At 33.8% G+C, this 19,547-nt stretch carries 18 protein-coding genes; 8 read left to right on the forward strand and 10 right to left on the reverse strand.

Annotated features, from left to right (window positions below; all coding sequences use genetic code 11):
* Nucleotides 1-165 precede the first annotated feature (165 nt).
* Nucleotides 166-747, reverse strand: a complete 582-nt coding sequence (locus ACEWK1_RS13085) for a GNAT family N-acetyltransferase (RefSeq protein WP_212136281.1) — start codon at nucleotides 745-747, stop codon at nucleotides 166-168.
* Between the two features lie 138 nt (nucleotides 748-885).
* The gene (locus ACEWK1_RS13090) at nucleotides 886-1,434 is read right to left on the reverse strand and encodes a TetR/AcrR family transcriptional regulator (RefSeq protein WP_416636369.1); all 549 of its coding nucleotides are present in this window, start codon (nucleotides 1,432-1,434) and stop codon (nucleotides 886-888) included.
* Between the two features lie 173 nt (nucleotides 1,435-1,607).
* Between ACEWK1_RS13090 and ACEWK1_RS13095 the strand changes: the two genes are divergently transcribed.
* Entirely contained in the window at nucleotides 1,608-3,083 is a 1,476-nt protein-coding gene (locus tag ACEWK1_RS13095; protein ID WP_416636370.1) for a DHA2 family efflux MFS transporter permease subunit, read from the forward strand.
* Nucleotides 3,084-3,197: 114 nt separating this feature from the next.
* Here the strand turns inward: ACEWK1_RS13095 and ACEWK1_RS13100 are convergent, their stop codons facing one another.
* Both ACEWK1_RS13100 and ACEWK1_RS13105 read right to left on the reverse strand, forming a co-directional pair.
* Nucleotides 3,198-4,190: a DUF3231 family protein gene (locus tag ACEWK1_RS13100; RefSeq protein WP_212136277.1), complete on the reverse strand. Its 993-nt coding sequence runs from the start codon at nucleotides 4,188-4,190 to the stop codon at nucleotides 3,198-3,200.
* Nucleotides 4,190-5,293 carry an NAD(P)/FAD-dependent oxidoreductase gene (locus ACEWK1_RS13105; RefSeq protein WP_212136276.1) on the reverse strand — a complete coding sequence of 368 codons (1,104 nt, stop codon included), beginning with the start codon at nucleotides 5,291-5,293 and terminating at the stop codon, nucleotides 4,190-4,192. The genes ACEWK1_RS13100 and ACEWK1_RS13105 overlap by 1 nt, the downstream gene beginning before the upstream one ends.
* Nucleotides 5,294-5,764: 471 nt before the next feature.
* Here ACEWK1_RS13105 and ACEWK1_RS13110 point away from each other — a divergent pair, with 471 nt between their 5' ends.
* The 3 genes from ACEWK1_RS13110 to ACEWK1_RS13120 all read left to right on the forward strand — a co-directional run bounded on the left by ACEWK1_RS13110 (nucleotide 5,765) and on the right by ACEWK1_RS13120 (nucleotide 8,504).
* Nucleotides 5,765-6,580 (forward strand): alpha/beta fold hydrolase, encoded by an 816-nt coding sequence (locus ACEWK1_RS13110; RefSeq protein ID WP_121664814.1) that lies wholly within the window; start codon nucleotides 5,765-5,767, stop codon nucleotides 6,578-6,580.
* Nucleotides 6,581-6,600: 20 nt separating this feature from the next.
* The gene (locus tag ACEWK1_RS13115; RefSeq protein WP_121664813.1) at nucleotides 6,601-7,809 is read left to right on the forward strand and encodes a SpoIIE family protein phosphatase; all 1,209 of its coding nucleotides are present in this window, start codon (nucleotides 6,601-6,603) and stop codon (nucleotides 7,807-7,809) included.
* Between the two features lie 308 nt (nucleotides 7,810-8,117).
* A complete protein-coding gene (locus ACEWK1_RS13120; RefSeq protein ID WP_416636371.1) occupies nucleotides 8,118-8,504 on the forward strand; it encodes a hypothetical protein in 387 nt (128 codons plus the stop codon).
* A 114-nt stretch (nucleotides 8,505-8,618) separates the two neighbouring features.
* On the opposite strand, the gene ACEWK1_RS13125 is transcribed toward ACEWK1_RS13120, so the two are convergent.
* Entirely contained in the window at nucleotides 8,619-9,515 is an 897-nt protein-coding gene (locus tag ACEWK1_RS13125; RefSeq protein WP_373995135.1) for a DMT family transporter, read from the reverse strand.
* A 162-nt stretch (nucleotides 9,516-9,677) separates the two neighbouring features.
* On the opposite strand from ACEWK1_RS13125, the gene ACEWK1_RS13130 reads away from it, so the two are divergent.
* Nucleotides 9,678-11,051, forward strand: coding sequence for a PLP-dependent aminotransferase family protein (locus ACEWK1_RS13130; RefSeq protein WP_212136274.1), 1,374 nt, complete (start codon nucleotides 9,678-9,680; stop codon nucleotides 11,049-11,051).
* Between the two features lie 334 nt (nucleotides 11,052-11,385).
* Here the strand turns inward: ACEWK1_RS13130 and ACEWK1_RS13135 are convergent, their stop codons facing one another.
* Complete coding sequence (locus tag ACEWK1_RS13135) at nucleotides 11,386-12,342, reverse strand: VOC family protein (RefSeq protein ID WP_212136272.1); 957 nt, start codon at nucleotides 12,340-12,342, stop codon at nucleotides 11,386-11,388.
* A 40-nt stretch (nucleotides 12,343-12,382) separates the two neighbouring features.
* A complete protein-coding gene (locus ACEWK1_RS13140) occupies nucleotides 12,383-12,775 on the reverse strand; it encodes a DoxX family protein (protein WP_212136270.1) in 393 nt (130 codons plus the stop codon).
* A gap of 311 nt (nucleotides 12,776-13,086) precedes the next feature.
* Between ACEWK1_RS13140 and ACEWK1_RS13145 the strand changes: the two genes are divergently transcribed.
* The 3 genes from ACEWK1_RS13145 to ACEWK1_RS13155 all read left to right on the forward strand — a co-directional run bounded on the left by ACEWK1_RS13145 (nucleotide 13,087) and on the right by ACEWK1_RS13155 (nucleotide 16,327).
* Nucleotides 13,087-13,632, forward strand: coding sequence for a helix-turn-helix domain-containing protein (locus ACEWK1_RS13145; RefSeq protein ID WP_212136268.1), 546 nt, complete (start codon nucleotides 13,087-13,089; stop codon nucleotides 13,630-13,632).
* A gap of 1,095 nt (nucleotides 13,633-14,727) precedes the next feature.
* The gene (locus tag ACEWK1_RS13150) at nucleotides 14,728-15,237 is read left to right on the forward strand and encodes a hypothetical protein (protein WP_212136266.1); all 510 of its coding nucleotides are present in this window, start codon (nucleotides 14,728-14,730) and stop codon (nucleotides 15,235-15,237) included.
* 811 nt (nucleotides 15,238-16,048) lie between these two features.
* The gene (locus ACEWK1_RS13155) at nucleotides 16,049-16,327 is read left to right on the forward strand and encodes a class II fructose-bisphosphate aldolase (RefSeq protein WP_212136264.1); all 279 of its coding nucleotides are present in this window, start codon (nucleotides 16,049-16,051) and stop codon (nucleotides 16,325-16,327) included.
* A gap of 208 nt (nucleotides 16,328-16,535) precedes the next feature.
* Here ACEWK1_RS13155 and ACEWK1_RS13160 read toward each other — a convergent pair whose 3' ends face one another.
* The 3 genes from ACEWK1_RS13160 to zwf all read right to left on the reverse strand — a co-directional run bounded on the left by ACEWK1_RS13160 (nucleotide 16,536) and on the right by zwf (nucleotide 19,523).
* Nucleotides 16,536-16,907, reverse strand: coding sequence for a DMT family transporter (locus ACEWK1_RS13160; protein ID WP_212136262.1), 372 nt, complete (start codon nucleotides 16,905-16,907; stop codon nucleotides 16,536-16,538).
* A gap of 127 nt (nucleotides 16,908-17,034) precedes the next feature.
* Nucleotides 17,035-17,937 carry a phosphogluconate dehydrogenase (NAD(+)-dependent, decarboxylating) gene (gene gnd / locus ACEWK1_RS13165; protein WP_212136260.1) on the reverse strand — a complete coding sequence of 301 codons (903 nt, stop codon included), beginning with the start codon at nucleotides 17,935-17,937 and terminating at the stop codon, nucleotides 17,035-17,037.
* 86 nt (nucleotides 17,938-18,023) lie between these two features.
* Nucleotides 18,024-19,523, reverse strand: a complete 1,500-nt coding sequence (gene zwf, locus ACEWK1_RS13170) for a glucose-6-phosphate dehydrogenase (RefSeq protein WP_212136258.1) — start codon at nucleotides 19,521-19,523, stop codon at nucleotides 18,024-18,026.
* Nucleotides 19,524-19,547: the final 24 nt, after the last annotated feature.

Raw genomic sequence — 19,547 nt, forward strand, 5'->3', positions numbered from 1 at the left:
TCCCCCATTTACACTTAATGTTATATATATATTCTTTAGAGTCTAAAAAGAACTTCTTGTTCAGTACACTCCCGTTAGAGGCATAACAAAAGGGCTGCCGCAGCAACCCTGAATCTTCAACTCTAGCATATTTAGTTTAATAAGGAACACTTCCAAAATACTGAACTACCGTAGCATACTCTCCAATTTCTCCTTCACTAGCACCCATTCTTGATCGATAATACTGTAAAAAACAGAGTCTCTTAGATAACCGTCAGGCATAACTACATGATTCCGAAGCACTCCTTCTTTTACCGCACCCAGCCGTTCCATTGCCTGCTGAGACCGCACATTACGACTATCTGTTTTTAACTGAACACGAATCGTCTCATGTGTCTCAAAGCAGTGTTTCAAAAGAAGATACTTACATTCTGTATTTACTCTAGTTCGCCAAACAGTTGGAGACAGCCATGTCCAACCAATTTCCAAGTTACGGTTTGCGATGGATATATTAAGAAAACGAGTGCTTCCCACTATTTTCCCCGATTCCTTATCGTAGATAACAAAAGGAAATTCGGTTCCTTGCTCTCTTGCTAGAAGTGCTCCATTCACAAGGCACTTCATATCTTCAATCGATTGAACCTTCATTGGCATGTATGCCCATATATCTGGATGATTTCCCGCATCAAATAATTCCTGTACGTGATCATCTTCCATAGGTTGTATCTTTACTCTATCTCCTTCTAATACTACTGGTGTTATCTCCATTATTCTTCTCTCCTTGTTCTAATTTGGTAGAATTAGATAAACAAACCCTTTCGAAGCAAATGCGCTTTTTTATAAAAGAGCTATTTCACACGTCTAATGATAATCGTTTATCAATACTCATGATATTAGTCGTTAAAATTATTGTAGCCTATACATCAAATAGATTTGATCTGCTAGATAGTCTGAACTATGATGAAGACCCTTTCTTATCCACCACATAATAATCCCTACCAATGAGGCTGTCTTAATATCAACAGAAACATAATCCTCTGGCAGATCCTTCATTGTCCTCTTCCTCCTTGCTTCCACTAATTTTTTTAGTAGTGAAAACAATTGCTCTTCAAACTTATTCATATTGAACAAATTAAGTAGATCATTTCTATGTACATATAAATAATCGAGTAATTGTGTAAGCTGTTGTTTTTCCGTTAAGTCCTCAGCATGAATTAAAGCAACAATTTTATCGGAAAGCTCATTTACTATCTCATCAGTAATTGTAATCAATAAATCCTGTATATCTTGGTAATGCAAGTAAAAAGTTGTCCGATTCAAACCAGCTTTTGCTGCAACCTTTTGTACATTAATACTTGAAATAGATCCTTCTTCCTTTAATAGAGATAGAACAGCTTTTTTCAACATTTCCTTTGTACGAGTTGTACGAGGATCTTCTTTTTTTGTAGTAGACATCCCAAAACTCCTCTGTAGATTTTTTATTCCTTTATCGACACATGCTATCCCCTTGTCTATTAGTGAACACTTTTAAAAAAACTGTTCATGGTAAAGGTTAGTATATTTTGTTACTATCAATTTTATCGACACAATGTCGATAACTCAACCTTTAAAGTGAAAGGAGTTTCTGAATGCAGAAGGAAATATCGGAGAGGAATAAAAAAATCTTATTAACTGTACTTATTACTGGTTGTTTTTTATCTACGCTAAATCAGACATTATTAAATGTAGCAATGAGTAGTTTAATGGACATATTCAAGGTAACACCTGCAACTGTACAGTGGTTATCAACAGGTTTTATGTTAGTTAACGGTGTGTTAGTTCCTATTACAGCCTTTTTAATGAAAAGATTTTCAACAAGACAGCTTTTTATTAGCTCAATGTTCTTTTTATTCATAGGATCAGTGCTATGTGCAAGTGCTTTGGATTTTAGCATACTTTTAACTGGAAGATTAATTCAAGCTATTGGTGCAGGTATTATTGTCCCTTTATTAATGACAGTTATTTTATATTTATATCCAAGTGAAAAACGCGGAAGTGTTATGGGGATAATTGGGTTTGCGATGATTTTCGCACCAGCTATTGCTCCAACTTTATCTGGGTTTATCGTTGAATATGTTTCATGGAGATGGCTGTTTATCGGATTAATCCCATTTGTTTTAATCGTCATTGCACTAGCCTATAAATATTTAATGAATGTTTCAGAAACAATAAAAGCCAAATTGGACACTACAAGTGTGATTCTATCTACTATTGGTTTTGGTTGTATTCTCTTTGGATTTAGTAGTGCTGGTAGTAAGGGATGGGATAGTCCTATTGTTCTATCAACAATTATTGTTGGGATGATCTTTACGACGATATTTTGTTTGCGTCAGTTAAAATCCAATGACCCTTTATTAAATTTATCTGTATTTAAATATAAAATATTTACTCTCACTTCGATAATCAATGTACTAGTTACATTGATTATGTACGCAGATTTAATACTCTTACCGATTTATTTGCAAGATGGTCGGGGCTTTACCGCCTTTGAAGCTGGACTACTTTTACTTCCAGGAGCTGTAATAAATGCCTTCTTATCCCCTGTTACAGGGAAAATGTTTGATAAATACGGTGCCAAGCCACTCTTTATTACAGGTTTAATCTTTATCATTATCTCCATGTGGGGAGTGACCGAATTAAAAGAATCTACTACCTACATGTATTTAATGATTCGCACTTGTATTCTAAGAATTGGATTGAGTTTCATTACTATGCCACTAAATACAGCTGGGTTGAACGCTCTTCCTCGCGAATTAGGTTCACACGGTTCAGCATTAAATAATACAGTCCGTCAATTAGCAGGTGCCATTGGTACAGCCGTTGTCGTTACAATATATACAATTCAATCAACTTCACATGCAACTGTTTTATATACGGAAAATGCAAATATTACAGCTACACAAGTGTCTAAATTAGCATCTATATATGGATCGAGTGATGCCTATGTATTTATGTTAGTTCTGTCTTTTATCGCCTTAATCATCTCATTCTTTACACCTAGAAAGGCTAAGCAAAGTAACTTGTCTAAAGAAAGAGACCTAAAAATAGTAAAAAAAACAGTGTGACAAAGGCTACTCCAATATACATCAGTTAAGCATATCTGAATTTTTCGGATGTGCTTTATCTTTTTAATTTAAGTTTAACTTTAACAAGATTCCTAGCCTATTTATCTTCGACTATCAATTATTATGGCCTATTGCTCCTGGCACCTTTTCCAACCATTCTTTTTCAATAAGGAGTCGAGTAACCTTCTCCGAAACAGCGCCAGCTTTAACAATTAGAGTTGAATAGGTTGCAACTAAATCATGTTTCATTACAGCACCTAGAGAAAAGCCATATTGGGACAATAATGAACCAAGTAAACCAGCAAAATGCGTCACCATGATTCGGTCGGATAATACTCTTTTCTTTGAATTGGTTATTTCTGCTGAAAAACCTGGCGGAATTGGTAATTCGTCTTTCTCTAACAATTCAGCCAATGCATGATATTGTTTTTTTGCTATCTTAACCCCTCTTAGAAATAATTCAGCTATTTCATCAGAGTCAGAAGTTTGGGCAAAACCTATACACAGTGCTTCTATAATCATTAGAAGATCCATGTTTAGATAGAGGTTAGCAAGCTCCATACTATTAATTGGACGATTATCTCCATGCCATCCATTTAAATAATCATTTTTTTGAATATACTCCGGATATGTCGGTGCGGGTAATGTCGGTGTTCTCCAATAGAACCCTTTATCTAGTAGAATATCCATCGCTCTCTCATTTAATTGGGTAGTAGAATTTAAACAATTAGTATGATATTTGCGTATATCTACTCTCGTGGCTGAAGCTAACGATCTAGAGTGGAATTCAAGACCTAGACGGGACCCAATATGCAGATAGTACAACAAAAATCGATCTGAAAACAAAATGGGAGAGCTTACATGAATATCCGATTCCGAAAAGCCAATTGGGATTGGATATCCCTCCTTACTAAGTAATTTTTCCCGTTCAATAAGAATTTCATTTGTATTCTTTAACGCATATGTATATAAATCCTTAATTTTTTCATCCTGTGATTGCTCACGAAATAATGTTAGATACCACTTTGACATTTCATTGATAGAATAGCCGGTCCATAGATAGCCAAGTTCAGAAGATGTTAGGGAAATTGACTTTGGGCTTCTCATTATGAGATCCCTCCTTTTTTTATTTTTATATAAGGTCGAAGTAAATAGCTTGCGACTTTAAGCGGGTTAATCGTTTTCGTGTGGAACAACTTTTCTCCCCAGTAACCTCCTAGTGAGTGAATGATTCGATCCAATCCATTATTCGATAATTGTTCCATTGCTCTTCTTAAAACTAGAGAATCTTCATAGCTCTTTCGAAATGGTTTCATTAACTCCTCATATTTTCCGAAACCGCACAAATCATAGGCGGCATAAATTCCACTTAATATAGATGCATACTGTCCAAAGCCCATAAAAGGCATCATGGTTCCGTAGCAATTTCCAATGTAAAAAGTATTTCCTACCCGCCCTGACCTGCAAATCCCTATTGGATATCGAGTAACTTGAAACTGATCGGTTATAGGTAATGCCTGTTTAAACTTAGAACGTACTTTTTCGTAAAAAAAATCCCAAAGATTATTGATGTTTACATTCGCATTTACGGGCAAATCTGGGATCGCAATAGAGATAGATGCTTCATTCTCTGAAAATGGAATAAGAAAGCAGTACCCATAAGGAGCTAGGTCGTAATCAATCCAAGCCATGACAGTATAGCGGTCAAAACTACCTTCAATTGTGGCGCCTTTTATAGATACAGTTAAATCTTCTCTGAAATTTCGTGTCTTCTTTGCATAAGCTCCGTCTCCAGTTGCTATAACTACATGTGAATATTTTCTAAGTAATTGTTCATATGTTTCCTCGGAATTAAAATAAATGGCTGATTTGGTTTGTTGTTCTAGCTGAGATTCAAATGAATCCTGTTCCCTGCCACGAATATTTGTGAAACCTAAATGTCCCTCTATGATCGCCTTTTCATATTTTGAATAAAGCTCCATTTTCTGAATATTTGAAGTAGGTTTAAGATAAATTCCATACTCTTCTGATAATGATGCAATACAATCATGAACTGGTCTTGTGAAAATTGACAGCAGTACCTCTCCGTTAACAAAACGATCCCCTACTTTACTTCGTTTTTCAAAGATCGTTGGAGTTATACCATTTCTTTCAAGAGTAATGGCACACGCTAAACCGGAGAGGCCGGCGCCCATGATAGCAATTTCCATTCCGAACCTACCTTTAAAATTTTGTATAGTAATAGCATTCCCTCTTTGTAATAATAAATGCCATCTAATTCCCAAATAATTGGTATTTTTATAGTGGATATGATTTTGGTTAGCTTTTTACCTAAAACAATTATATTTAAAGATGGGTAATTATTGATGTATCAATGACAACTATAAAGCCTTCACGTTCAAATTATCATTCTTACAATATTCTTAATGAATGAACTAAACGTTCAAAAAAAGTTAATTTTATCATATTTTATTACACATAAGTATTCACCGTTCTTATTCAACACTTCTGCTTGTTTATTTAAAATCTTCCATTACAAGACCCTTGGCAATCTTTACTTAAAATCAAAGACAGTACAGTTGAAATAGAAAGTAATAATCCAATTATATCCACAAAATAGTCCTATATTTAAAAATTACATGGTAAGCTATAAAGTATGAATATATTAGGGAGGAAGATAGATGAAGCAAGATATCTTGTTGCGAAACAATGTTCAAATCGAAGGATGCGGAAAAAGGACAATCATATTTGCACCTGGTTTTAATTGTGATCAAACGGTTTGGAATTCAGTTGCTAATGCATTTAAACAGGAGTATCGTGTTATTCTTTTTGATTATGTCGGTCTAGGAAAATCTGATATTCAATCATACGATTATAAAAGATATGGTACATTATCAGGGTATGTTCAGGATTTATTGGAGGTTTGTGCTGCATTAGACTTAAAAAAGGCAATATTTATTGGACATTCAGTTAGCAGTATGATCGGAATGCTAGCGTCAATTGCCCATTCAAATTATTTTTCTCATTTAATTATGATTGGACCCTCCCCATATTATCTGGACGATCCTCCTTCTTACTATGGAGGCTTTCAAAAAGAGGATCTTTTAGGGTTAATTGATATGATGGAAAAGAATTATATCGGTTGGGCAAATATGTTTGCATCACTTGTTATGAATAGCCAAGATCAGCCCTCTATAACAAAGGAACTTGAAGATCGATTTTGCTCTACCGATCCCCTCATTGCTCGTCAATTTGCTGAAGCAGCTTTTTTTGCAGATAATCGTGGGGATTTATCAAAAGTAACTGTTCCTTCTCTCATTATGCAATGCTCTAACGATATTATTGCTCCGACAGAAGTAGGAGAATACCTTAAAGTTCATTTGCCTTATAGTCAATATAAAAAGCTAAAAGCAACAGGACATTGTCCGCATATGAGTCACCCTGAGGAAACAATTGAAGTTATTCAAGAATACCTAAGAGCAACTGTTAAACAATAAATTCAAGGAGATCAAACTTAATGGATGAACAGTTGAACCATGCTCCAGGTGGATTTCTAACGTTATCTGAAGATGGAATTATTATATCTAGTAACCAAACATTACTAGAAGAACTAAATTACAGCTTACCGCAACTAATTGGTCAACATATTAATAAAATTTTCACCAAATCTGCTCAACTTTTTTATCAACTTTATTTTGTTCCACTAATTAAAGTAAATAAGAAAGTAGATGAGATGTATCTTTCGTTAGAATCAAAGAATAAAAAAGAAATACCTGTTCTTTTAAATGCACAGGCCAAGGTAAGGCAAAACGAAACTGTTATTGAATGTGTCCTAATTCCAATCCGGAAACGCGAGGAACTTGAAAATGCTCTGCTTGTAGCAAAGAAAGAGGCTGAAGCAGCCTTAATGGCAAAAAACAAGGCTGTTTCCGATTTAGAGATTGCTTTGAGATCCTTGGAAGAAAAGCAAGCAGAATTACTCAAAGTAAATGAGCTAAACCAAAAGTACAACATAGAAACAAAAAAGGAATTAGAGCTTGCCAGAAAAATACAAGAGACAACACTAACGGATTCTATCAGTAATGAATATATACATATCGAAGCATTCTATAAAGCATCTCATGAACTTTCAGGAGATATCTATGGGATTTATCAAATTGACAAGCATCGTTATGGGATCATCATACTGGATGTAATGGGCCACGGTATTTCTTCATCATTAATTACCATGTCTGTTCAATCATTATTTCAACGATTAATATCAAGAGAAGGGAATCCTGAAATCGTCATTAAAGAATTGGATCACCATCTGCATAGTCTTTTTCAAAATAATGAAGAGGCTTGGCATTACTGCACAGTTATTTATTTACTAATAGATACAAAGGAAAAGAAGATTGACTTTATTAATGCAGGACACCCACCTGCCTTCTTACAGAGTTCTAAGGGAATACAGGAGCTTAATTCTTCTTCACCTCCAATCGGAACATTTGAAGGGGTACAATTTAAAACAACAACAATTCCTTATCTAAGAGGGAGTAGGCTTCTTCTATATACCGATGGAGTGACAGATCCTTTTGGCTTTAATCATTTAAAGCCCTTGCTACAAGATAATAAAACAAAGCCAATGCATGATCTTAAAGAGATGATCATCCAATCAATGAATAACACGGAATTGGCTTATCATCAAAGTGATGATAAGTGTTTTTTGTTGATTGATTTGCATTAATGGAATACAGATGTCAAAAAAACCATTCATTCCCCATTTCTTCATTCTACACAAATTGACCCTGTAGAGTAGTTTTTTACGTGTTAACTCTACAGGGTACATTACATATTTCCGCATTTGTTGCTGAAGATCACTTCTTCACTATTTAAAGCGAAGTTAACTACACATTAAAAAAGTTTGTCTTCCTTTCTTCCTCCTATGTTACAGATTTGAGCGAAATTCATTAAATAATTCAAATTATGAATTACACAATTGAATAGTGATATTAAAAATTATTTTGAATAAAGTTAAAATTGGAGGTGTTGAAATTGACTAAAATATTTATGCATATAACTAGACTTTTGTTAGGAGTCATATTCTTTGGTGCAGGTCTAAATGGTTATTTTGTTATCTTTGGCATTGAACCGTTTATAGCAACAAGCACCGAAGCAATGGCACTATTCGAATTTAAATATCTATTAATTGTTGAAAAATCATCAGAAGTTTTATGTGGTATCTTACTTTTGATGAATCGATTTGTTCCTCTAACTTTGGCAATATTAACCCCAATTATCGTCAACATCCTTTTGCTTCACTTGTTTTCGGACCATTCCTTGCTTCCACTAGCAATTATACTTGTCATCCTTCATTGTTATTTGCTTTATTTATATAGAAAAAGCTTTAAAAGCATTTTTGAACAAAAACCAACTCTATGATTGTCGAAAGGTATTTCTTTCATCTTCGATTAACTTGATAATTGATCTTCAAGATTATTTTTAATGTACAGTTTCCTTCAAACGGATAAAATTGGGTATCCTTTTCTCTTACTTCTATGATGAAGAAGCATTATTTTCAAGATGAAACTCCTTCTTTATCACTGGTGCGTTTTTCCCGATTATTACGCATATCACAACTATAATAGCTAAACCAATTGTTAGCCAAGTAATCGATTCTCCTAAGAATAATACAGAAAATCCTATCATTAAAAAGGGTTGTAAGTATTGAATTTGCCCTACTCTAGAAATGCCTCCTAAAGACATCCCACCATACCATGCAACATATGCTAAGAACTGACTTACAACACCTAAATAAAACAAACTGATCCAAGCTTCGATTGGCGCTTCTAACATATTAACTGAAATACTGAAGCTGACAGGAATAATAAAAAACGGGGCACCAATTACTATAGCCCAAGCAATCACTTGCCAACTACCAAGCTCTTTTGATAATTTTCCACCCTCTGCATAACTTAATCCAAGTAAAAATACAGCCAGAATTAATGCAATATCCCCTGTTTGCAATTGCCCTAATCCTAAATAGAGAGCATATATAGTGACAGTTATCGCACCAATTGTACTGGCGATCCAATAGCGTTTTGAGGGTCGCTCACCCCCACGCCACATCGCAAAGCCAGCTGTCGCAAGCGGTAATAAAGCCAATTCAATTGCACCATGTGATACAGGGAGTGATTTCATTGCAAATGTAGTTAATAATGGAAATGCAAGTACGGCTCCAACAGTAACAATAAGCAAACTTTTGAACTGTCTTTTATTAGGTAACAATTGCTTTTTTATAATAAAGATAGTCCCTACAATAATAGCTGCAATAACTGTTCTACCTAATCCAACAATTACCTCACCAAAATAAGGTAGGGCAATGCTTGTAGCTGGTAATGTAAGACTAAAACAAACTACGCCAATAAAGCCCAATAACATGCCTCTTTTCATTTTAGTTTCCACTTAATTTCCCCCTTCTCAAGCATAAAAAAATATCAGATAATCATAGTTAAAAGGATTACGCTATTAAGCATGATTGTAATGAATATCAACTTTTTTTAAAACAAGAGAATTCCCCATCTGTCATGGTACAGATAGCGAAGGAGAATAGTTGTGACAACAAAATATATTGGCATTTTAGAATGGGTGAAACAACAAATCAGGGATGAGAAGTTAAAGACAGGAAATAAACTACCATCGATTCGACTGCTAGCTGAACAATTTCAATGTAGTAAAAATACCGTTGTTAAGGCATTACTTGAATTGGAAAAACAGCATATTGTCTATGCTAAACCGAAAAGTGGCTATTACGTAGTGGATCATTATCAAACAACTACTAACCATAAAATTGATATTGATTTTTTATCTGCGGGTCCAGATAAACGAACCATGCCGTATGAAGACTTTCAGCATTGTATCAATCAGGCGATTGACCATTATAAAGAACAATTATTTACTTATAGTGATCAACAGGGACTTCTTTCTTTACGGCTAGAGCTTGTGAAATATTTACAACATTTACAGGTGTTCACGAAACATGATCGACTTGTCATTACTTCTGGATCACAACAAGCCCTTCATATTCTGTCCATTATGCCGTTTCCTAATGGGAAAAAGAATGTATTAATTGAGCAACCTTCATACTTTGGTATGATAGATTCCTTACAGTTAAATCAAATTACAACGTTAGGGATTGAATTAACAATGGAAGGGATTGATTTTGAAAGACTTGAGAATTTTTTTCGAACCAATGATATTAAATTCTTTTACATCATCCCAAGATTCCACAACCCACTGGGACATCATTACACAAATGAGGAAAAGAAAAAAATTGTTGCTCTTGCAGAAAAATACGATGTATACATTGTAGAGGATGATTTTTTAGCAGAATTAGATATGGATTCAAAAGCAGACCCTTTGTTTGCGTACGAACCCACCGGAAGAGTTATTTATGTTAAGAGCTTTTCGAAGGTATTTTTGCCCGGACTACGTATTGCTACAGTTGTACTCCCTGAAAAAATGATCCCTTCATTCATTCATAATAAATTTAGTACAGATTTCCATACATCTCCACTTTCACAAGGGGCATTAGAAATATATTTAAAAAACGGTATGTTTCAATATCATGTAGAAAGCGTAAAAATATTGTACATAAAAAAAATGAAAACATTATTAGAAGCCTGTTCATTGTATTTACCTAACTATGTACAATTTACAAAACCAAAAAGTGGCTTTTATCTCACAATCTTTTTGCCTTCCCACATAAATATCGACAAATTGATTTACCTCCTACATGAAAAACATATATACGTAGACAATGCTTCAAGAATGTACTTAGCCGATAACCAAAAGAAAGCAATTCGACTAAGCATTTCACAAGTAAATGAACAAAAAATCAATCTCGGTATTCAACTATTAGCAGAAACTATAATTGATCTGTATGAAAGAAATAAATACAATCCACTCTCATTTAATTTCTATCATTAACCAACTTTGAAAGGGGAGGAGGGCGAATCCGCTCGGATCATCAGAGTGAACTTCAGTTCCATTTTGGATTGGGCTCTATGTTATTTGTAGAATATTGTTCCTTAGTGTTTCTGGAAATTCAGATTATTTACCTAAGTTACAAATGGATATCTTGATCCACGTTTGACTTGTGTCCTAAAATATCTATAACAAACAAAAAGGAGGCTAAAATTTATAGAACCCTCCTTTTTGTTTAGTAATTTAATTCTACTTATTGTGCTACTTTTACAGTCTGACATCAACTACTAACAACATACATACTACGTGGCAAACAAAAGAATCAATAATCCAACTCTTAACTTTTCTTTAATATTTTAATTTTATTACCCGAAGGATCCTCAACAGTCAGTTCCTGATTTTCCTCTAGATAATTGTACTTTAATTGATCAAGATTTTCTTTTGCATCATTATACTCTTCTTCAGTAAAATGAAGGGTGAAAAACTTTAATCCTAATGCATTTTTCGGAGGTACAGGTAACCCTTTTCCTGCCCAAATGTTCATCCCTATATGATGGTGGTATTCATCTTTGGAAACAAAAAGCATATGAGTATCTTTCGCAACAATACGAAGCCCAAGTGCTTCCACATAAAATCTCTCTGATTCTTCTATGTTTGATATCTGTAAATGCATATGACCTATTCTTGTTTTGCTTGGTAGGCCATTCCAAGTATTCCCTTTTATTTCAGCGAATAAATTCTCAGCATCCAACGGGTTTGTCGCTCCGACATAACCTCCGTTTTCGTCTCTAATCCACTGACTAGAATCTCTGTCTACATATATTTCAATTCCGTTATTATCAGGGTCTGCGAGGTATACGGCCTCACTATATTGATGATCTGAGGCACCTTGTATAGGATAGCCACTTTCTAATAAATGTTTTGTAGATAAAGCTAAATCCTTTCTAGTAGGAACAACAATCGCAAAGTGATATAGACCTGTTGTTCCAGGCGGTCTTTCAACAAATGATTCTTCTTCTTTTAATATGAGTTGCGGAACCAGACCATTTGTTGTAAGTGTTGCTGTTTTTTCATCTTGCTCTAATAATTGAAACCCTATTAATTCCTCATAAAAAGTTAAAGAACGATCTAAATTAGAGACTTGCAACTCTACATACCCGATTCTAGGTTCCATAACCCCTGTATAATTTTCCAAACCCACTACTTCATCACGTCCTTCCTTTTTTAGAAATATAAATAATGCCACTATAATAGCAAAGATGATAATTACTGAAATGATCGTCATATTCTTCATCTTTATAACCCGATAGGCCTCTCCTCTTTTATCGAAATTATCATTTGTTCCTTGCTTTTGATATATAATGATCTAAAGAATAAAGCTTACTTCCGTTTAGTAAGAAATAGGCTGACATTGCCAATAATGCAAGATCATACGCGTAGCCTCCAATAAAACCTGCAGCTAATTGAACCTTCACAATTGCCCCTAAAAGCACTAAGATAAAAAGTCCTCCCACTATACGTGTAGCCAAACCAAGTAGCATTGCAATCCCACCAACCAACTCGATAATTGCCACTGCATAAGCCAAGAACCCAGGCAATCCAATGCTATCAAACCATCCAGCTATATTTCCAATACCACCTTGAAATTTTGCAACACCATGTCCTATAAAAATAACTCCTAGAACCAATCGTAGTAAAAGTGCACTAATATCTTGTTTATTTTTCATTATAGATCCTCCTAAAGAAATAATTTTTATCAAGCCAAATTCATGTTTCGTAACAACTAATTTTTATCCCCCTAACTATCACCTTTTTCTAAAATATTTTGTACAGCTTGCTTTGAGACAGAAAGTAAGGTGTAACTTTATCAAAAACAATTATTCATATTAGAAAACTAATATACAAAAAAATAAGAAAATCATGTTGTTTCCTAATAGGAATATTAATTTTCTATATGGTAACAACAAGCTTGTAGACTGTCAATGATTTTGCTACTATTATAAGTATCGTAAACAGAAATGATATAGAGGTGAGTAGGTTGGATATAGGATCTAAAATTCGATCGATTAGAAATAAAAAAAAAATCACGATTGCACAAATGTGTGAAGGTACAGGGCTATCAAAAGGCTTTATAAGTAATGTTGAAAACAATAATACGTCACCCTCCATAAACACACTAAATACCATTGCGGAATTTTTGAAGGTACCGCTACCCTACTTACTATTAGAAAAAAAACAGCACATGCGTGTTGTTAGAAAAGATGCTAGAAGAACCTCGTCATTAAAAGATTTAAAAATTGAGCATATAACCTCAAAAGGACCATTACGAATGATGATTGTTGAGTCGCCTCCTGGATTTGCCATCGGGGAAGGTGAACCCCATGCACATGAAGGAGAGGAAGTCCATTTAGTGCTAGAAGGAAAAGTACTTGCTGAACAAGGAGAAGACTCATTTATCTTAGAAAAAGGCGATTCTTTTAGCTGGAATGCAAGTGTTCCACATATGGTAAAAAACATTGGAGACACAAAATCAGTCATCCTAATTGCCATTTATTCAGACACAAAATTGGACGATCTATTATAGGCCCTAGTGGCTAGAGAAGAATACAAAGTTGGATAGGCTAGCAAAGACATTGCTAACCTTTTTTTATACTCCATCGTACTCCTTTACTACTTTTGCATGGTCTTCATAACCCTATTCTTTTATTAATAGGTTGCTTTCAATTGTATACTTTTCCCTTGTTTATTTGGTTGTCCTTTTATAACAAAGTGTACAAGATAAAAGACTAAAACCAATTCAGAATAATCAACCCTACAATCGACAAAATGGATCCTGGAATTAAAATAATTGACGTCCACAAAAATAAGCTAATTAATATTTTGGAGTTACAATGTGTTAATCATTAACTAAGCTCCCTCCATTGAAATAAAAATGGACTGAACGACAAAAAGCCGATCAGTCCATTAACTACCATGCTAACTCATTAATAAACTTTAACGTTTCCAAAAAAACATTGTTGCTCCTTATTCACCGAACTTACACTTAAGCAATTTAACAAGCTTTTCATCTCTCTTTTTTCGCTTGATATATTGATTAACCTCAATCAAAATTACTATTTAATTAAGTAAAACCTACATTTTTTATCTAAAGCCTTCCGAATAAATACGAAAACGTTTAGATACAATATATTCGTATACTCCATTTTTTACGAAATGTGGTGAATTTTTGTATACTGCTCTTTTACTTTTCTTTTTAATCTTTCTATTTCTTAAAATAAATAAATTTCAAATAACTACAATCATTCCCATTTGGCTTTTCATCATACTAGTCTCAGGGTTAGTTATTAATTCGTTTTTTACAAACTTACAATATATCGATAAGCCAAAGAAAGCTGTTCCATACCTTTCTCTGCTCATAGCTCAAAATCTTTTATTGCCTTTAGCAATACTCTCTATTTTAAATGTTTATATTTCAATAAAGCCTCGACTCAAAGCATACACAGTCATCTTGGGGAGCATTATTATATTTATAGGTGAAATATTTCTAGAACACTCAGGTGTATTCAAATACCGTCAATGGAATGAATGGTTCTCCATTGTCTTATGGTTTTCGTTAATTTTTATTTCACTTGCTTTTTATCGTTTCATTGATTTTCTTGAAAAGGATTGAGAATCATAAATGTTTAAATTGCCTATTATTTTTGACAAAAACGAATGGTTTGTCATGATATCAATGGTAGTATTATTGATTTGCTTTATAGCCATTCCAAAAATAATTCCTAAAAGCTTAACTATAACAATAATGTTATTTTATGCTGTTTTCGGATTAACTGCTGATGTCCTTATTGGTGTTGACTATCCCTTTAACTTTTATAGAATTATGGATTCTCCAAAGCTAGAACTATTCGATGTTCTAGTCTATGTTGTCAACTATTCTCTCTATGGTTACTTTTTTTCATATATCCTCTATAAATGGAAGATTGAAATTAAATATTTATTATTATTTATTCTTTTATGGATCGCGTTAACAGTTTGCTTGGAATGGATGTCTGTAAAGTTCAACGTATTCACATATAAGAACGGTTGGAATACTTGGTTCTCCGCTCTATCGTATCTGTTGATCTTTCCAGCTAGTGCAATTATTAATAAAGTATTCATTCACTTTTGGAGTATAAAAACAATGAAATAAATTATTCCAGTGCAATTTTGGTTTAAAGGCCTAGTCGGATGCCTTATTGCATTCTGTTTCGATTTACCCATACCCATAGATTCCAGTCTTTTGTATTTTGGTAACTTTCTTGATAGTGAATAATAATTTCAGTTTCGTCATTTGAAACCGCTTGCAAATTCTAGCTAGAAAAAACAGGCAATAGCATTGCAAACACAACTAGTAAAGAGACCGTCTTTTTTATAACGTTTTTACCAAATTTCATGTTATCCATCCTTTCCTTTTAGAATAATTTATACATTTTGGTGGTAAACTACTAAATCTATCTATAAATATTTACCACTTAAATTAAGTTTAATTGGTTATTATTTTTTAATAAATATTAAATAAAGCGTTTTTATATACTTTTTTCCGGAATTCTACTATAGCTCTTTTTCATTATAAATAGCATATACTTAAAAGTTTTCTTATCTAATTACTCGATATCCCTTAAATCTTATATATTGTCTATTTAAAACTTATAATTTACTTGTTATATTAAAAATCTAATCATTTTCGACATTAAATGAATACTATTAATTAATTCGGGATGATCCAGGAGAGAGATCTCCTTTAAGCAGATAAATTCGAACATCATTTTTTGGACATTGTGCAATTTTCGTTTACGAGGGGCTAGTAGCCGTTTATGTTCAAAAACAAGAAAGCCCCAATCCCTTATCTACCAAGGAACTGAAGCTCACATCTAATGAACCGAGAGGGATTCGAACCCCCACCCCCAACCTGTCAAAATTGGGTGGGTAATTAATAGAGTTAAATAAGTATTGGTAAATCAATGTTTTTGGCATGTGGTTGTAAAATAAGTTATTTTAAAATCAATCCACTTGTTCTTCACGGTGGCTCTGGTACTCCTGAAGACCAAATACTAAAAGCCATTGACCGGGGCATCCGTAAAATTAATGTGAACACAGAGGTTTCATTAGCTGCAGTCAAAACAATTGCTAATGATCTCCACGAAAACCCTTCCATTCACTTAAGTAATTTAATGACAGCTGCACAAGATATGATGTCGGAACAGATGTATCAAATTATTGAAGTATATAAGAACAATTAGTCAGTAAATCTTGCCCTATTTATTTAGTTATGCTAAATAATAAAAATCCCCTCGAATTTTATTTCCAAAAGAGGGGATTTTTGATATTTATAAAGTAGTTTAAATAAATCTTTGTGTAGGCAGTTTTATTAATCGATACTTCTAACACTTAGTAAGAAACTTACTTTCTGCACCATGTCGACTATAGTCAAAAGTAGTTTGCGGTAAATCATTTGTTCCAAATGACACTCTCTTTAGCAGTAGCTTCTTCAATCCGCTCATGTGATGGACCAAATAAATTTAAAATCACGACTCCACAAATAATTAACAAGATACCTAGTAGACTTGAAATCGTCACTTTTTCTTTCCATATTAATACGGATATAACAACTGCAATAATTGTACCTAACCCGGACCAAATAGCATATGCTATATTTAATGGGATTGTTTTTAATGAAAGTGATAGAAAGAAAAACGAAAAGGTATAACTTAAAATAACACCTATAGAAGGACTTAACTTAGAAAAACCAGCTGAAGCTTTTAACATGGATGTCCCAACTAATTCTCCACAAATCGATATAACTAAATATAAATATGCCATAGTCTTTACCTCCTTTAAAATAACGAAACCTCCAATGTATCTTGAAGGTTTTCGCCTTTAGTCATATTTTTATAGCTATCAATTTCTTAATAATAGCAATCTAACAGAAAAAGAATGTGTTTTAAAATCAATAACTTTTCACTTTTTCAACAGCATGCCCACCAAACTCATTTCTCAAAGCCGATACTACTTTCCCAGTGAAAGTATCCGTACTTAATGAGCGATAACGCATTAAAAGGGCCAATGCAATAACAGGTGTAGCTGTTTGTAAATCTAGTGCCGTTTCTACTGTCCATTTCCCTTCCCCAGATGAGTTCATCACCCCATTTATTTCTTCTAATCCAGCATCCTTAGAGAAGGCACGTTCAGTTAATTCCATAAGCCAAGATCGAATAACTGACCCATTATTCCATACTTTTGCCACTTGTTCATAATCGTATTGAAATTCACTTTTTTCTAAAATTTCAAAACCTTCACCAATAGCAGCCATCATACCGTACTCAATACCATTATGTATCATTTTCAGATAATGACCACTTCCAGCCTTTCCAGTATAAAGACAGCCGTTTTCAACAGATGTGTCTTCAAAAATCTCTTTCACAACATTCCAAGCGTCCCAGTCTCCTCCAACCATATAACAAGCACCGTTTCTAGCACCTTCCATACCGCCAGATGTTCCAACATCCATAAATTGAATGCCAATTTTTTCAAAACTATTATATCTAGCAATTGATTCTTTATAGTGTGAGTTCCCTGCATCAATGATAATATCATCAGCATCTAACAAAGTGCATAGCTCTGAGAGTACTTGATCAACAACGGCATGTGGAATCATTACCCATAGAATCCTAGGTTTCTCTAATGACTGAACAAGATCAATTAAACGGTGATATCCTTCAGCTCCATCTCTTACTAATTCTGAGACAGCATCTTTATTTAAGTCATAAACAGAAATCTCATGACCTTTATCTAATAAATTTTTCCCTATATTTAGCCCCATTTTCCCTAATCCAATTAGTCCAATTTTCATTAATTTACCTCCTACTATTTTTTAATACACCATTGTTAATGGTATCGTTAAACGTTATAAACTTTATTACACTACTTGCTATGACTTTACCACCACTTAAACCCATCATCTTCTACTAAATAATTAGATTCTATCGGGCCTACTGTACCAGATTGATAGAAATAAAGAGGTGCTTTATTTTCTTCGAAGGCTTCTAATACTGTTTGAACCCATTGCCATGATAATTCGACTTCCCTCCAATGGGCAAAGAAAGTGGAATCACCTTTTAAAGCATCGAATAATAAAAGTTCATAAGCTTCTGGAACAGTTTGTTGATTGTTATAGTAATTCACTTTTACTGGTTCTATTACACCATTAAATGGGTTTTTCATATTCAATTTTAATGATATAGATTCAGTAGGATTAATTGAGATCACCATACAGTTTGGGAGTTGCAATGAACCATTATTCTTAAATTCTATGACTATTTTTGTACACTTTTCCTTCATTCTTTTGCCAGTGCGTATATAAAATGGGACTCCCTTCCATACTTCATTATCAATCCATATACGTGCTGCAATAAATGTGTCGTTATGAGACAGTGTTTCCACTCCAGGCTCATCTCTATAACCAATCACCCTTTCACCTGCTATTTCACCAGACAGATATTGCCCCCTAATTACGTGGCTCTTTACTTCCTCTTTTTCTAATAGTCGTAAAGACTCCATAATTCTAATTTTTTCAAATTTAATAACTTCAGGGGTGCTATTCTCTGGTAAATTCATAGTTGTCATCATGAGAAGTTGTAGTAAATGGTTTTGTAGCATATCTCTTACTGCTCCAGCTTGATCGTAATAACCTGCTCGTTCTTCGACACCAACCGTTTCACTTGCGGTAATTTGTATATTTGCTACATGCTGGTTATTCCATAGTGCACGAATAATAGGATTTGCAAATTTTAAAGCTTCAAGATTTTGCACCATTGGTTTTCCTAAATAATGATCAATTCGAAAGATTTCATGCTCCAGAAAACTTTTTGTTAACTGTTCATTTAATTGTCGTGCAGAATCTAAAGTATAACCAAACGGCTTTTCTATAATGAGTCGCTTCCAGCCCTTTGTATGACCTAACCCACTATTCTTTATATTTGATGAAATATCATTTATTAATTCAGGAGCAACAGATAAATAAAACATCCTGTTTTCTGGAATTCCAAGTCTAGCCTCAAGATCCTTAACAGTATCTAATAAAGAGATATAATCAGAACTTTTTTTAGCATCAAATGAAATATAGGAAAAAGCTTGAAGAAAATCTTTGATATCAACATTATCATTTCGTGATTCTCTCGAGAACTTTTTGATGGATTCGATGACATGCTTTTGAAATGTAGATGTCGACATTTCACTTCGCCCTAAACCTATTACTCTAAAAGTCTTAGGAAACTTTTCATTAATAAACAAATTGTATAGTGCTGGGAAAATTTTTCTTTTTGCTAAATCTCCTGATGCGCCAAATAAGATAAATGTCATCGGATCTAGTTGAGTAGGTAAATCTAAATGTGATAATCCTTTATGGTTATTCTTACGAGAAAAAGCTAAGCTACTCATCATTTTCCTCCTCTTTTCTTTCAT

Origin of the sequence: Metabacillus sp. YM-086 (assembly GCF_048059995.1) — a bacterium.
GTDB lineage: Bacteria > Bacillota > Bacilli > Bacillales > Bacillaceae > Metabacillus > Metabacillus litoralis_B.

What these genes read in the sequence shown, in the direction of transcription:
- gnd (WP_212136260.1), bottom strand. Translation starts at nt 17,937, where the DNA reads ATGAAAATTGGACTAATTGGATTAGGGAAAATGGGGCTAAATATAGGG.
- ACEWK1_RS13140 (WP_212136270.1), bottom strand. Translation starts at nt 12,775, where the DNA reads ATGAAAAATAAACAAGATATTAGTGCACTTTTACTACGATTGGTTCTA.
- ACEWK1_RS13125 (WP_373995135.1), bottom strand. Translation starts at nt 9,515, where the DNA reads ATGAAAAGAGGCATGTTATTGGGCTTTATTGGCGTAGTTTGTTTTAGT.
- ACEWK1_RS13160 (WP_212136262.1), bottom strand. Translation starts at nt 16,907, where the DNA reads ATGGCATATTTATATTTAGTTATATCGATTTGTGGAGAATTAGTTGGG.
- ACEWK1_RS13095 (WP_416636370.1), top strand. Translation starts at nt 1,608, where the DNA reads ATGCAGAAGGAAATATCGGAGAGGAATAAAAAAATCTTATTAACTGTA.
- ACEWK1_RS13105 (WP_212136276.1), bottom strand. Translation starts at nt 5,293, where the DNA reads ATGGAAATTGCTATCATGGGCGCCGGCCTCTCCGGTTTAGCGTGTGCC.
- ACEWK1_RS13135 (WP_212136272.1), bottom strand. Translation starts at nt 12,342, where the DNA reads ATGAAGAATATGACGATCATTTCAGTAATTATCATCTTTGCTATTATA.
- ACEWK1_RS13150 (WP_212136266.1), top strand. Translation starts at nt 14,728, where the DNA reads ATGTTTAAATTGCCTATTATTTTTGACAAAAACGAATGGTTTGTCATG.
- ACEWK1_RS13085 (WP_212136281.1), bottom strand. Translation starts at nt 747, where the DNA reads ATGGAGATAACACCAGTAGTATTAGAAGGAGATAGAGTAAAGATACAA.
- ACEWK1_RS13090 (WP_416636369.1), bottom strand. Translation starts at nt 1,434, where the DNA reads ATGTCTACTACAAAAAAAGAAGATCCTCGTACAACTCGTACAAAGGAA.
- zwf (WP_212136258.1), bottom strand. Translation starts at nt 19,523, where the DNA reads ATGAGTAGCTTAGCTTTTTCTCGTAAGAATAACCATAAAGGATTATCA.
- ACEWK1_RS13155 (WP_212136264.1), top strand. Translation starts at nt 16,049, where the DNA reads ATGTTTTTGGCATGTGGTTGTAAAATAAGTTATTTTAAAATCAATCCA.
- ACEWK1_RS13115 (WP_121664813.1), top strand. Translation starts at nt 6,601, where the DNA reads ATGGATGAACAGTTGAACCATGCTCCAGGTGGATTTCTAACGTTATCT.
- ACEWK1_RS13110 (WP_121664814.1), top strand. Translation starts at nt 5,765, where the DNA reads ATGAAGCAAGATATCTTGTTGCGAAACAATGTTCAAATCGAAGGATGC.
- ACEWK1_RS13100 (WP_212136277.1), bottom strand. Translation starts at nt 4,190, where the DNA reads ATGAGAAGCCCAAAGTCAATTTCCCTAACATCTTCTGAACTTGGCTAT.